The following is a 12,899-nucleotide window of genomic DNA, read 5'->3' as shown; positions in this document are numbered from 1 at the left end:
TTAACAGGTTCGATCACCGGTGAGGGGAACCGCAGGATGCAGGAGGCACCGGAGCTTCACAGCGCGGCAGATCCCGCGTCGGAGGCCTGGCGGGCCAACGAACAGGCGCATCTGGCCCTCGTGGAGGAGCTGCGCGCCAAGCTGGCCGCGGCGGCCCTCGGCGGCGGCGAGAAGGCCCGCGCCCGGCACACCGCGCGCGGCAAGCTGCTGCCGAGGGACAGGGTGGACGCGCTGCTCGACCCGGGCTCGCCCTTCCTGGAGCTGGCCCCGCTCGCGGCCGACGGGATGTACGAGGGGCAGGCCCCGGCGGCCGGGGTGATCGCCGGGATCGGCCGGGTCAGCGGGCGCGAGTGCGTGATCGTCGCGAACGACGCCACCGTCAAGGGCGGCACGTACTACCCGATGACGGTGAAGAAGCACCTGCGCGCGCAGGAGGTGGCCCTGGACAACCGGCTGCCGTGCGTCTACCTGGTCGACTCCGGCGGGGCCTTCCTGCCGATGCAGGACGAGGTCTTCCCGGACCGGGACCACTTCGGGCGGATCTTCTACAACCAGGCCCGGATGTCCGGCGCGGGCATCCCGCAGATCGCGGCCGTGCTCGGCTCCTGCACGGCCGGCGGGGCGTACGTCCCGGCGATGAGCGACGAGGCCGTGATCGTCCGCGGCCAGGGCACGATCTTCCTGGGCGGCCCGCCGCTGGTGAAGGCGGCCACCGGCGAGGTCGTCACGGCGGAGGAGCTGGGCGGCGGCGAGGTCCACTCGCGCGTCTCCGGGGTCACCGACCACCTCGCCGAGGACGACGCGCACGCCCTGAGGACCGTCCGGAACATCGTCGCCACGCTCCCGGCCCGGCAGTCCCCGCCCTGGGAGGTCGTGCCCGTCGCCGAGCCCAAGGTCGATCCCCACGGGCTCTACGGCGCGGTCCCCGTCGACTCCCGCACCCCCTACGACGTCCGCGAGATCATCGCGCGCGTGGTCGACGGCTCCCGGTTCGCCGAGTTCAAGAGCGAGTTCGGGCAGACCCTGGTCACCGGCTTCGCGCGCATCCACGGCCACCCGGTCGGGATCGTCGCCAACAACGGCATCCTGTTCTCCGAGTCCGCCCAGAAGGGCGCCCACTTCATCGAGCTGTGCGACCAGCGCGGCATCCCGCTGGTGTTCCTCCAGAACATCTCCGGCTTCATGGTCGGCAAGGACTACGAGGCGGGCGGCATCGCCAAGCACGGCGCCAAGATGGTGACCGCGGTCGCCTGCACCCGCGTGCCGAAGCTGACGGTCGTCGTCGGCGGCTCGTACGGCGCGGGCAACTACTCGATGTGCGGCCGGGCCTACTCCCCCCGCTTCCTGTGGATGTGGCCCAACGCCAAGATCTCCGTCATGGGCGGCGAGCAGGCCGCGTCCGTGCTGGCGACCGTCAAGCGGGACCAGCTGGAGGCGCGCGGCGAGCAGTGGCCCGCCGAGGACGAGGAGGCGTTCAAGGCGCCCGTGCGCGCCCAGTACGAACGCCAGGGCAACGCCTACTACGCCACCGCCCGGCTCTGGGACGACGGCGTCATCGACCCGCTGGAAACCCGTCAGGTGCTGGGCCTCGCCCTGACGGCCTGTGCCAACGCGCCCCTGGGAGACCCCCAGTTCGGCGTCTTCCGGATGTGAGGAGGGGAACCGTGTTCGACACAGTGCTGGTGGCCAACCGGGGCGAGATCGCCGTACGCGTCATCCGTACGCTCCGCTCGCTGGGCGTGCGCTCGGTGGCGGTCTTCTCCGACGCCGACGCCGACGCGCGGCACGTCCGGGAGGCCGACACGGCGGTACGGATCGGCCCGGCGCCGGCCGCCGAGAGCTATCTGTCGGTGGAGCGGCTGCTTCAGGCCGCCGCCCGCACCGGCGCCCAGGCCGTCCACCCCGGCTACGGCTTCCTCGCGGAGAACGCGGGCTTCGCCCGCGCCTGCGAGGAGGCGGGGCTGGTCTTCATCGGCCCGCCGGCGGACGCGATCGCGCTCATGGGCGACAAGATCCGCGCCAAGGAGACGGTGCAGGCGGCCGGGGTGCCGGTGGTGCCGGGCGGCCGGGACCCCGAGCTCGCCGAGGCGGCCCGCGCGCTGGGCGCGCCCGTGCTGCTCAAGCCGTCCGCCGGCGGCGGCGGCAAGGGCATGCGGCTGGTGCGGGACATGACCGTGCTGGAGGAGGAGATCGCCGCCGCCCGCCGCGAGGCCCGCGCCTCCTTCGGCGACGACACCCTGCTGGTGGAGCGGTGGGTCGACCGGCCCCGGCACATCGAGATCCAGGTGCTGGCCGACGGCCACGGCAACGGGGTCCACCTGGGCGAGCGCGAGTGCTCCCTCCAGCGGCGCCACCAGAAGATCATCGAGGAGGCGCCGAGCGTGCTCCTCGACGAGCGGACCCGGGCCGCGATGGGCGAGGCGGCCGTGCAGGCGGCGCGCTCGTGCGGGTACCGGGGCGCGGGCACGGTGGAGTTCATCGTCCCGGGCGGCGATCCCTCGCAGTACTACTTCATGGAGATGAACACCCGCCTCCAGGTGGAGCACCCGGTCACCGAACTCGTCACCGGGCTGGACCTGGTGGAGTGGCAGCTGCGGGTGGCCGCCGGGGAGCCGCTGGGCTTCGCGCAGGAGGACCTGCGGCTGACCGGCCACGCGGTGGAGGCCCGGATCTGCGCGGAGGACCCCGCGCGCGGGTTCCTGCCCTCCGGTGGCACGGTCCTGCTGCTGGGCGAACCGCAGGGCGACGGCGTGCGCACCGACTCCGGGCTCACCGAGGGCACCGAGGTGGGCAGCCTGTACGACCCGATGCTGTCCAAGGTGATCGCGTACGGCCCCGACCGCGCGACGGCGCTCAGGAAGCTGCGCTCGGCGCTCGCGGAGACGGTCACGCTGGGCGTGCAGACCAACGCCGGGTTCCTGCGCCGGCTGCTCGCGCACCCGGCGGTCGTCGCGGGCGAGCTGGACACGGGCCTGGTCGAGCGGGTCGTGGACGACCTGGTCCCCACGGACGTCCCCGAGGAGGTCTACGAGGCGGCGGCGGCCGTACGCCTGGAGCGGCTCACGCCGCGCGCGGAGGGCTGGACCGACCCCTTCTCCGTGCCGAGCGGCTGGCGGCTCGGCGGCACCCCGAAGCCGCCGGCCTTCCACCTGCGGGCGCAGGAGCCGGTGACGTACACCCCCCGGGGCACCCACACCGTCACCGGTGACCGCGTGACCGTCACCCTCGACGGCGTCCGGCACACCTTCCACCGGGCCGGTGACTGGATCGGCCGGGACGGGGACGCCTGGCAGGTGCGCGACCACGACCCGGTGGCCGCGTCCCTGAACCGCGCGGCCCACGCGGGTGCCGACTCGCTCACCGCGCCCATGCCCGGCACGGTGACGGTGGTCAAGGTGGCCGTCGGCGACGAAGTGGCCGCCGGGCAGAGCCTGCTGGTGGTGGAGGCGATGAAGATGGAGCACGTCATCTCCGCCCCGCACGCCGGCACGGTCGCCGAGCTGGACGTGACACCGGGTACGACGGTCGCCATGGACCAGGTGCTGGCCGTCATCGCCCCGAAGGAGGCGGCGGAATGAGCGTCGACGGTCTGCCCATGGTCGTACCGGCCCCGGGCCTGCCCGCGCGGGTGCGGATCCACGAGGTCGGCGCGCGGGACGGGTTGCAGAACGAGAAGACGGCCGTGCCGACCGCGGTGAAGGCGGAGTTCATCCGGCGGCTGGCCGGCGCGGGCCTGACCACGATCGAGGCGACGAGCTTCGTGCACCCCAAGTGGGTGCCCCAACTGGCCGACGCCGAGGAGCTGTTCCCGCGGGTGAGCGACCTGCCCGGGGTGGCCCTGCCGGTGCTGGTCCCCAACCGGCGCGGCCTGGACCGGGCGCTGGCCCTCGGCGCCGGGCGCGTCGCCGTGTTCGCCAGCGCCACCGAGTCCTTCGCGAAGGCCAACCTCAACCGCACGCTGGACGAGTCGCTGGCGGTGTTCGAGCCGGTGGTGCGGCAGGCCAAGGACCAGGGCGTGCACGTGCGCGGCTATGTGTCCATGTGCTTCGGCGACCCGTGGGAGGGCGCGGTGCCGGCGCCGCAGGTGGCCCGGGTGTGCACGGCCCTGCGGGACATGGGCTGCGACGAGCTGAGCCTCGGCGACACGATCGGTGTGGCCACGGCCGGTCAGGTGCGCGAGCTGCTCGCGCTGCTCAACGACCGGGGCGTGCCGACGGAAGTGATCGGCGTGCACTTCCACGACACCTACGGCCAGGCGCTCGCCAACACGCTGGCGGCGCTCCAGCACGGCGTCACCACGGTCGACGCCTCCGCGGGCGGCCTCGGCGGCTGCCCGTACGCCAAGTCCGCCACCGGCAACCTCGCCACCGAAGACCTCGTCTGGATGCTGCACGGGCTCGGCATCGCGACGGGGGTCGACCTCGGCCGTCTGACCGCCACGAGCGTGTGGATGGCCGAACAGCTGGGCCGGCCCAGCCCGTCCCGTACCGTCCGCGCTCTCTCCCACAAGGACCAGTGATCAGCATGGACCACCGTCTCAGCCCCGAGCTGGAGGACCTCCGCCGTACGGTGGAGGAGTTCGCGCACGATGTCGTGGCGCCGAAGATCGGCGACTTCTACGAGCGGCACGAGTTCCCGTACGAGATCGTCCGGGAGATGGGCCGCATGGGCCTGTTCGGGCTGCCGTTCCCGGAGGAGTACGGCGGTATGGGCGGCGACTACCTGGCGCTCGGCATCGCGCTGGAGGAGCTGGCCCGGGTCGACTCGTCGGTGGCCATCACCCTGGAGGCGGGGGTCTCGCTGGGCGCGATGCCGCTGCACCTGTTCGGCACGGAGGAGCAGAAGCGCCGGTGGCTGCCCCGGCTGTGCTCGGGTGAGGTCCTGGGCGCGTTCGGCCTGACCGAGCCGGACGGCGGCAGCGACGCGGGGGCGACCCGTACGACGGCCCGCCTCGACCCGGACACGGACGAGTGGGTGATCAACGGCACGAAGTGCTTCATCACGAACTCGGGCACGGACATCACGGAACTGGTGACCGTCACCGCCGTCACCGGCCGCAAGCCGGACGGCCGGCCGGAGATCTCGGCGATCATCGTCCCGTCGGGCACGCCGGGCTTCACGGTGGCGGCGCCCTACTCGAAGGTCGGCTGGAACGCGTCGGACACCCGTGAGCTGTCGTTCGCCGACGTCCGCGTCCCCGCCGCCAACCTCCTGGGCGAACAGGGCCGTGGCTACGCCCAGTTCCTGCGCATCCTGGACGAGGGCCGCATCGCGATCGCGGCCCTGGCGACGGGGCTGGCCCAGGGCTGCGTGGACGAGTCGGTGAAGTACGCCAGGGAACGCCGTGCCTTCGGCAAGCCCATCGGCGCCAACCAGGCGATCCAGTTCAAGATCGCCGACATGGAGATGAAGGCCCACACCGCCCGGCTCGCCTGGCGCGACGCCGCCAGCCGGCTGGTGGCGGGCGAGCCATTCAAGAAGGAGGCGGCCCTGGCCAAGCTCTACTCCTCCACGGTCGCCGTCGACAACGCCCGCGAGGCGACCCAGATCCACGGCGGCTACGGCTTCATGAACGAGTACCCGGTGGCCCGCATGTGGCGCGACTCCAAGATCCTGGAGATCGGCGAGGGCACGAGCGAGGTGCAGCGCATGCTGATCGCGCGCGAACTGGGGCTGGTGAGCTGAGCGGTACGGGACCGGTGGCGCACGGCCGCCGGTCCCGTGACGGACGGTCACCCGCCCCCTGGACATCAGCTGAGGTTAGGCTAACCTACCTTCGAACTTGTCCGGCGGGCGCTTCGCCCCGTTCGAAAGCAGTCATACCCATGCCCCATGCCCGTGCCACCCACCTCACTCGCCGCGGCCTGCTCGCCGCCGGCGGCGCCCTCGGACTCGGTGCCGCGCTCGCCGCCTGCGGGGACGACAAGGGCAAAGACGGCGGCTCCGGCACGGAGGCGAAGGCCGGCACGTCCGGGCCCTGGTCCTTCAAGGACGACCGCGGCACGACCGTGAAGCTGGACAAGGTCCCCGCGAACATCGTCGCGTTCACCGGTGTGGGCGCCGCGCTGTACGACTACGGCATCCAGGTGAAGGGCGTCTTCGGCCCGACGAAGACCGCCGCCGGCAAGCCTGACGTCCAGGCCGGCGACATGGACATCAGCAAGGTGACGGTCCTCGGCAACACCTGGGGCCAGTTCAGCGTCGAGAAGTACGCCTCCCTCGCCCCGGACGTGCTCGTCTCCACGCTGTTCGACAGCGCCGGCACCCTCTGGTACGTCCCCGAGGAGTCGAAGAAGAAGATCGCCCAGCTGGCCCCGAGCGTCGGCATCTCCGTCTACGACCGCCAGCTCACCGAGCCGCTCCAGCGCATGTGGGACCTCGCCGCATCGCTCGGCGCGGACATGAAGGCCGCCGCGGTCACCGACGCCAGGAAGCGGTTCGAGGAAGCCGCCGCCCGGCTGCGCGCCGCCGCCAAGGCCAAGCCCGGCATCAAGGTGATGGCCGGCAGCGCCAGCGACCAGCTGTTCTACGTCTCCGGCACCAACCTCTCCGTCGACCTGGAGTACTTCAAGGCCCTCGGGGTGAACTTCGTGGAGCCGCCGGAGAGCGCCAAGAAGCAGGGCGGTGGCTGGTACGAGTCGCTGAGCTGGGAGAACGTCGACAAGTACCAGGCCGACATCATCATGATGGACGACCGCACCTCGGCCATCCAGCCCGCCGACATCACCAAGGCCACCTGGAAGAAGCTGCCCGCGGTGAAGGCGGGTCAGGTCATCGCCCGCTCCCCCGAGCCGATCCTGTCCTACGACAAGTGCGTGCCGCTGCTGACGAACCTGGCGGAGGCCCTGGAGAAGGCCAAGAAGGTCAGCTGACCCGTAAGCACCCCGGACAAAGCCCTGACCCCACTCTCAGGAGCCACACATGACGACGGCCGTAGCCGCCCCGTTCCGTTTCTTCTCCCTCCAGGTCGTACGGACGAGGCGGCTCGGTCCGTCCCTGGTCCGGGTCACCTTCGGCGGAGCCGATCTGCACGCCTTCCACTCCGACGGGCGGGACCAGTCCCTGTCGCTCTTCCTGCCGCATCCCGGGCAGAGCGAACCCGTCGTCCCGCTGGAGCTGGGCGAGGGCTGGTGGCAGGGGTGGCGGGAACTCCCGGACGACGTGCGGGCGGTGATGCGCTCGTACACGCTCCGGGCCCTGCGCCGCGACCCCGACGAGATCGACATCGACTTCGCCCTGCACGGCGTGGAGCCGGGCGCGGCCACGCCCGCCGGTCCCGCCTCCCGCTGGGCCGCCCGCGCCGCCGCCGGTGACCGCGTGCTGCTGCTCGGCCCGGCCGTCGCGGACAACCGGGCGATCCGGTTCCGCCCGCCAGGGGACACCGGTCCCGTCGTGCTGTGCGGCGACGAGACCGCCGTACCCGCCGCGACGGCGATCCTGGAAGCCCTGCCCGCCGGCACCCGGGTCCGGGCCTGGCTGGAGGTGCCGCACGCCGGTGACATCCAGGACGTGCGCACGCGGGCGGACGCGGAGATCACGTGGCTCGTACGGCGCGACGGGTCCCCCATGACCGTCGACGCCGTACGAGCCGCCCCCCTGCCGGACGCCGGGCGGGCGTACGTGTGGATCGCCGGCGAGTCCGGCCAGGTGAAGGCGCTGCGGCGGCACTTCGTCGCCGAGCGCGGGGTCGACCGGCGGCGTGTCACGTTCGTCGGCTACTGGCGGCAGGGGATGACGGAGGAACAGCTCCGGGCCGCGGAATAAACCTGACGTGCCGTGGCATCGGTCACGGGCCACGGCATGTCCCGCACCTTGGAAGTTAGGTTAGGCTAACCTAAGTTGATCTCGCACGGACCGTCCCCTCGGAGGACCCCCACATGCGCTCGCACCTGCTCAATGGCCTCACCGCGGAGCACTACCGCCGCTCCGTGACCGAAGGAGTCGAGCGGGTGGCGGCCAAACTCGCCACCACCGACCGTCCGTTCACCGGCGTCACCGTGGACGCCCTCTCCCCCACCGTCGACGCGATCGACCTCGACCGTCCGCTAGGCGACACCGCCGCCGTCCTGGACGAACTGGAGGACGTCTACCTCCGGGACGCGGTCTACTTCCACCACCCCCGCTACCTCGCGCACCTCAACTGCCCGGTCGTCATCCCGGCGGTGCTCGGCGAGGCCGTGCTCTGCGCGGTCAACTCCTCGCTGGACACCTGGGACCAGTCGGCCGGCGGCACCCTCATCGAGCGCAGGCTCATCGACTGGACGGCCGCCCGCATCGGCCTCGGCCCGGCCGCCGACGGCGTCTTCACCTCCGGCGGCACCCAGTCCAACCTCCAGGCACTGCTGCTGGCCCGGGAGGAGGCGAAGAGCCACTCGCTCGGCCGACTGCGCGTCTTCGCCTCCGAGGCGAGCCACTTCAGCGTCAGGAAGTCCGCGAAACTGCTCGGGCTCGGGCCGGACGCCGTCGTCACCGTCCCCGTCGAGCACGACAAGCGCATGCGGACGGTCGCCCTCGCCCGCGAGCTGGAGCGCTGCGCACGGGACGGCCTGGTCCCCATGGCCGTCGTCGCCACCGCCGGCACCACCGACTTCGGCTCCATCGACCCGCTCCCGGAGATCGCCGGGCTGTGCGCCCAGTACGGCGTCTGGATGCACGTCGACGCGGCGTACGGCTGCGGGCTGCTCGCCTCCCTGAAGTACCGGGACCGGATCGACGGCATCGAGCGCGCCGACTCGGTCACCGTCGACTACCACAAGTCGTTCTTCCAGCCGGTCAGTTCGTCCGCCGTGCTGGTCCGGGACGCGGCCACCCTGCGGCACGCCACCTACCACGCGGAGTACCTCAACCCGCGCCGCATGGTGGAGGAACGCATTCCCAACCAGGTCGACAAGTCCCTCCAGACCACCCGCCGCTTCGACGCCCTCAAACTGTGGATGACGCTGCGCACGATGGGCGCCGACGGCGTCGGGCAGCTCTTCGACGAGGTCTGCGACCTGGCCCGGGAGGGCTGGGAGCTGCTCGCGGCCGACCCCCGCTACGACGTCGTCGTCGAGCCCAGCCTGTCCACCCTCGTCTTCCGCTACGTCCCGGCCGCCGTCACCGACCCCGCCGAGGTCGACCGCGCCAACCTCCAAGCCCGCAAGGCCCTGTTCGCCTCCGGGGACGCCGTGGTCGCGGGCACCAAGGTGGACGGCCGCTACTACCTGAAGTTCACCCTGCTCAACCCTGAGACACGGGCGGCCGACATCGCCGCCGTCCTCGATCTGATCGCCGGCCACGCCGAGCAGTACCTGGGAGAGTCCCTTGACCGCGCGTCCTGAAGCCCACGGCAGGACCTACGACTTCGTGGGGATCGGGCTCGGCCCCTTCAACCTCGGACTCGCCTGCCTCACCGAGCCGATCGCCGAACTGGACGGCGTCTTCCTGGAGTCCAAGCCCGACTTCGAGTGGCACGCCGGCATGTTCCTGGACGGCGCCCACCTCCAGACCCCGTTCATGTCGGACCTGGTCACCCTGGCCGACCCGACCTCGCCGTACTCCTTCCTGAACTACCTGAAGGAGAAGGGCAGACTGTACTCGTTCTACATCCGCGAGAACTTCTACCCGCTGCGGGTCGAGTACGACGACTACTGCCGCTGGGCCGCGAACAAGCTGAGCAGCGTCCGCTTCGGCACCACGGTCACCGAGGTGACGTACGAGGACGAGCGGTACGTCGTCCGCACCGGCGCCGGGGACACCTACCGGGCCCGCCACCTGGTCCTCGGCACCGGCACGGTCCCCTTCGTGCCGCAGGCGTGCCAGGGGCTGGGCGGCGACTTCCTGCACACCTCCCAGTACATGCACCGCAAGGCGGAACTGCTGGAGAAGGAGTCCATCACCATCGTCGGCAGCGGCCAGAGCGCGGCGGAGATCTACCACGAGCTGCTCGCCGGAATCGACGTCCACGGTTACCGGCTCAACTGGGTCACCCGCTCCCCGCGGTTCTTCCCGCTGGAGTACACGAAGCTGACCCTGGAGATGACCTCCCCGGACTACGTCGACTACTTCCGGGCGCTGCCCGAGGAGACCCGCTACCGGCTGGAGAAGCAGCAGAAGGGCCTGTTCAAGGGCATCAACTCGGACCTCGTCGACGCGATCTTCGACCTGCTGTATCAGAAGAACGTCGAGAGCGGCGACCGCCCGGTCCCCACCCGGCTGCTCACCAACTCCACGCTGCGCACGGCGACGTACCGGGACGGCGCGTACACCCTCGGCTTCCACCAGGACGAGCAGGACAAGGACTTCGAGATCCGCAGCGAGGGCCTGGTCCTGGCCACCGGCTACCACTACACCCCGCCGGCCTTCCTCGCCCCGGTCCAGGGCCGGCTCCGCTTCGACGGCCACGGCCGCTTCGACGTCGCCCGCAACTACTCCGTCGACGTCACCGGCCGCGGTGTCTTCCTGCAGAACGGCGGCGTCCACACCCACAGCATCACCAGCCCCGACCTGGGCATGGGCGCGTACCGGAACGCGTACATCATCCGTGAGCTGCTCGGCACGGAGCACTACCCGGTGGAGAAGACCATCGCCTTCCAGGAGTTCGCGGTATGACCGGCACGACCACGACCACGACCTTCACCTTCCGTCCCGTCGACCCGCCGGCGGACGCCGGACTGCTGCACTCCTGGGTCACCCATCCCAAGGCGGCCTTCTGGATGATGCGGGACGCGCGGCCGGAGGACGTCGAGCGCGCCTACAGGGAGATCGCGGCGGACGAGCACCACCACGCGCTGCTCGGGCTGCGCGACGGCACTCCCGTCTTCCTGATGGAGACGTACGACCCCGCGCACCGGGAGCTGGCCGGGCTGTACGAGGCGCGGCCGGGCGATGTCGGGATGCACTTCCTGACCCCGGCCACCGACACCCCCGAGCACGGGTTCACCAAGGCCGTCATCACCGCCGTCATGGCCCGTCTGTTCGAGGACCCGGCGGTGCGGCGGGTCGTCGTCGAGCCGGACGTGCGCAACACGGCCGTGCACGCGCTGAACGCGGCCGTCGGGTTCGTGCCCGAGCGGGAGATCGACACACCGGAGAAGCGGGCGCTGCTGAGCTTCTGCACCCGCGAGCAGTTCGAGAAGGCGGTGACCGCATGACCCTCGCCGACGCCGTGGCCCATCTGTCCCCCGAGCGCTGGGCGACAGCCAACCGGCTGCTGCTGCGCAAGGCGCTCGCCGAGTTCGCGCACGAGCGGCTGATCACGCCCGAGGAGGACGGCGACCGGTACGTCGTCCGCAGCGACGACGGGCTCACCACCTACCGGTTCGGCGCCGTGCGGCGGGCCCTGGACCACTGGGAGATCGACGCCGGCTCCCTCACCCGGCACCGCGACGGAGCCGAACTCCCGCTCGCCGCCCTGGACTTCTTCATCGAGCTGAAGGAGTCACTGGGGCTGAGCGACGAGATCCTGCCGGTCTACCTGGAGGAGATCTCCTCCACCCTGTCGAGCACCTGCTACAAGCTCACCAAGCCCCGCGTGACCTCCGCCGAGCTGGCCCGCGGCGGCTTCCAGGCGATCGAGACGGGGATGACCGAGGGCCACCCGTGCTTCGTCGCGAACAACGGGCGGCTCGGCTTCGGCGTCCACGAGTACCTGTCGTACGCCCCGGAGACGGCGAGCTCGGTGCGGCTGGTGTGGCTGGCCGCGCACCGCTCGCGGGCCGCGTTCACGGCCGGCGCCGGGATCGAGTACGAGTCCTTCCTGCGGGGCGAGCTGGGCGAGAAGACGGTGGAGCGGTTCCGCGCCGTCCTCACCGACCAGGGGCTGGACCCCGCCGACTACCTGTTCATCCCGGTCCACCCCTGGCAGTGGTGGAACAAGCTCAGCGTCACCTTCGCCGCCGAGGTGGCCCGCCGGCACCTGGTCTGCCTGGGCGAGGGCGACGACGAGTACCTGGCCCAGCAGTCGATACGCACCTTCTTCAACACCAGCGACCCGGCCAAGCACTATGTGAAGACCGCCCTGTCGGTGCTCAACATGGGCTTCATGCGGGGGCTGTCCGCCGCCTACATGGAGGCGACCCCGGCCATCAACGACTGGCTGGCCCGGCTGATCGACGGCGACCCGGTGCTGAGGTCGACGGGCCTGTCCATCATCCGGGAGCGGGCCGCCGTCGGCTACCGGCACCTGGAGTACGAGCGGGCCACCGACCGCTACTCGCCGTACCGCAAGATGCTCGCCGCGCTGTGGCGGGAGAGCCCGGTGCCCTCGCTGCGGGACGGCGAGACCCTCGCCACCATGGCCTCGCTGCTGCACGTGGACGACGAGGGCGCCTCCTTCGCGGGCGCCCTGATCGAACGCTCGGGCCTGGCCCCCGTCCAGTGGCTGCGGCAGTACCTGCGGGCCTACTACGTTCCGCTGCTGCACACCTTCTACGCCTACGACCTGGTGTTCATGCCGCACGGCGAGAACACGATCCTGGTGCTGCGGGACGGGGCCGTGCAGCGCGCGGTCTACAAGGACATCGCCGAGGAGATCGCCGTCCTGGACCCGGACGCGGCCCTGCCGCCGGAGGTCCGGCGGATCCGCGTCGAGGTCTCCGAGGACAGGAAACTGCTGTCGGTCTTCACGGACGTCTTCGACTGCTTCTTCCGCTTCCTCGCCGCCCGCCTCGCCGCCGAGGGCGTCCTGGAGGAGGACGGCTTCTGGCGCACGGTCGCGGAGGTCACCCGCGAGTACCAGGAGGCGAACCCGCGACTGGCCGACCGGTTCCGCCAGTACGACGTGTTCGCCCCCGAGTTCGCGCTGTCCTGCCTGAACCGTCTCCAGCTGCGCGACAACAGGCAGATGGTGGACCTCGCCGACCCCTCCGGCGCGCTCCAGCTCGTCGGCACCCTCAAGAACCCGATCGCCGGGTTCTGAG

At 71.4% G+C, this 12,899-nt stretch carries 10 protein-coding genes; all 10 read left to right on the top strand.

Annotated elements, in window-relative coordinates; all coding sequences use genetic code 11:
- Positions 1–36 precede the first annotated feature (36 nt).
- The 10 genes from AB0947_RS13130 to AB0947_RS13085 all read left to right on the top strand — a co-directional run bounded on the left by AB0947_RS13130 (position 37) and on the right by AB0947_RS13085 (position 12,898).
- Positions 37–1,653 (top strand): carboxyl transferase domain-containing protein, encoded by a 1,617-nt coding sequence (locus tag AB0947_RS13130; protein ID WP_366750429.1) that lies wholly within the window; start codon positions 37–39, stop codon positions 1,651–1,653.
- Between the two features lie 11 nt (positions 1,654–1,664).
- Positions 1,665–3,578, top strand: coding sequence for a biotin carboxylase N-terminal domain-containing protein (locus AB0947_RS13125; RefSeq protein WP_366750428.1), 1,914 nt, complete (start codon positions 1,665–1,667; stop codon positions 3,576–3,578).
- A complete protein-coding gene (locus tag AB0947_RS13120; RefSeq protein WP_366750427.1) occupies positions 3,575–4,519 on the top strand; it encodes a hydroxymethylglutaryl-CoA lyase in 945 nt (314 codons plus the stop codon). Before AB0947_RS13125 ends, AB0947_RS13120 begins: the two co-directional genes overlap by 4 nt.
- Positions 4,520–4,524: 5 nt before the next feature.
- Positions 4,525–5,685, top strand: a complete 1,161-nt coding sequence (locus AB0947_RS13115; protein WP_366750426.1) for an acyl-CoA dehydrogenase family protein — start codon at positions 4,525–4,527, stop codon at positions 5,683–5,685.
- A 140-nt stretch (positions 5,686–5,825) separates the two neighbouring features.
- Positions 5,826–6,872, top strand: a complete 1,047-nt coding sequence (locus tag AB0947_RS13110; RefSeq protein WP_366750425.1) for an ABC transporter substrate-binding protein — start codon at positions 5,826–5,828, stop codon at positions 6,870–6,872.
- A gap of 49 nt (positions 6,873–6,921) precedes the next feature.
- Entirely contained in the window at positions 6,922–7,764 is an 843-nt protein-coding gene (locus AB0947_RS13105; RefSeq protein WP_366750424.1) for a siderophore-interacting protein, read from the top strand.
- A 113-nt stretch (positions 7,765–7,877) separates the two neighbouring features.
- Entirely contained in the window at positions 7,878–9,320 is a 1,443-nt protein-coding gene (gene desA, locus AB0947_RS13100; RefSeq protein WP_366750423.1) for a lysine decarboxylase DesA, read from the top strand.
- Positions 9,304–10,590, top strand: a complete 1,287-nt coding sequence (locus tag AB0947_RS13095; protein ID WP_366750422.1) for a lysine N(6)-hydroxylase/L-ornithine N(5)-oxygenase family protein — start codon at positions 9,304–9,306, stop codon at positions 10,588–10,590. Before desA ends, AB0947_RS13095 begins: the two co-directional genes overlap by 17 nt.
- Positions 10,587–11,132: a GNAT family N-acetyltransferase gene (locus AB0947_RS13090; RefSeq protein ID WP_366750421.1), complete on the top strand. Its 546-nt coding sequence runs from the start codon at positions 10,587–10,589 to the stop codon at positions 11,130–11,132. Before AB0947_RS13095 ends, AB0947_RS13090 begins: the two co-directional genes overlap by 4 nt.
- On the top strand, positions 11,129–12,898 hold the full coding sequence (locus tag AB0947_RS13085) for an IucA/IucC family siderophore biosynthesis protein (RefSeq protein ID WP_366750420.1): 1,770 nt from the start codon (positions 11,129–11,131) through the stop codon (positions 12,896–12,898). The genes AB0947_RS13090 and AB0947_RS13085 overlap by 4 nt, the downstream gene beginning before the upstream one ends.
- The last annotated feature ends 1 nt before the right edge of the window (position 12,899 follow it).

The organism is Streptomyces sp. NPDC047841, assembly GCF_040704085.1.
Lineage (GTDB): Bacteria > Actinomycetota > Actinomycetes > Streptomycetales > Streptomycetaceae > Streptomyces > Streptomyces argyrophylli.
Note: the sequence above shows the minus strand (reverse complement) of the source record. Positions and strands in the feature narration are given on the sequence as shown.

Excerpts from the sequence above, each read along its gene's own strand:
- AB0947_RS13085 (WP_366750420.1), top strand. The coding sequence starts at position 11,129 with ATGACCCTCGCCGACGCCGTGGCCCATCTGTCCCCCGAGCGCTGGGCG.
- AB0947_RS13115 (WP_366750426.1), top strand. The coding sequence starts at position 4,525 with ATGGACCACCGTCTCAGCCCCGAGCTGGAGGACCTCCGCCGTACGGTG.
- AB0947_RS13120 (WP_366750427.1), top strand. The coding sequence starts at position 3,575 with ATGAGCGTCGACGGTCTGCCCATGGTCGTACCGGCCCCGGGCCTGCCC.
- desA (WP_366750423.1), top strand. The coding sequence starts at position 7,878 with ATGCGCTCGCACCTGCTCAATGGCCTCACCGCGGAGCACTACCGCCGC.
- AB0947_RS13130 (WP_366750429.1), top strand. The coding sequence starts at position 37 with ATGCAGGAGGCACCGGAGCTTCACAGCGCGGCAGATCCCGCGTCGGAG.
- AB0947_RS13105 (WP_366750424.1), top strand. The coding sequence starts at position 6,922 with ATGACGACGGCCGTAGCCGCCCCGTTCCGTTTCTTCTCCCTCCAGGTC.
- AB0947_RS13090 (WP_366750421.1), top strand. The coding sequence starts at position 10,587 with ATGACCGGCACGACCACGACCACGACCTTCACCTTCCGTCCCGTCGAC.
- AB0947_RS13110 (WP_366750425.1), top strand. The coding sequence starts at position 5,826 with ATGCCCCATGCCCGTGCCACCCACCTCACTCGCCGCGGCCTGCTCGCC.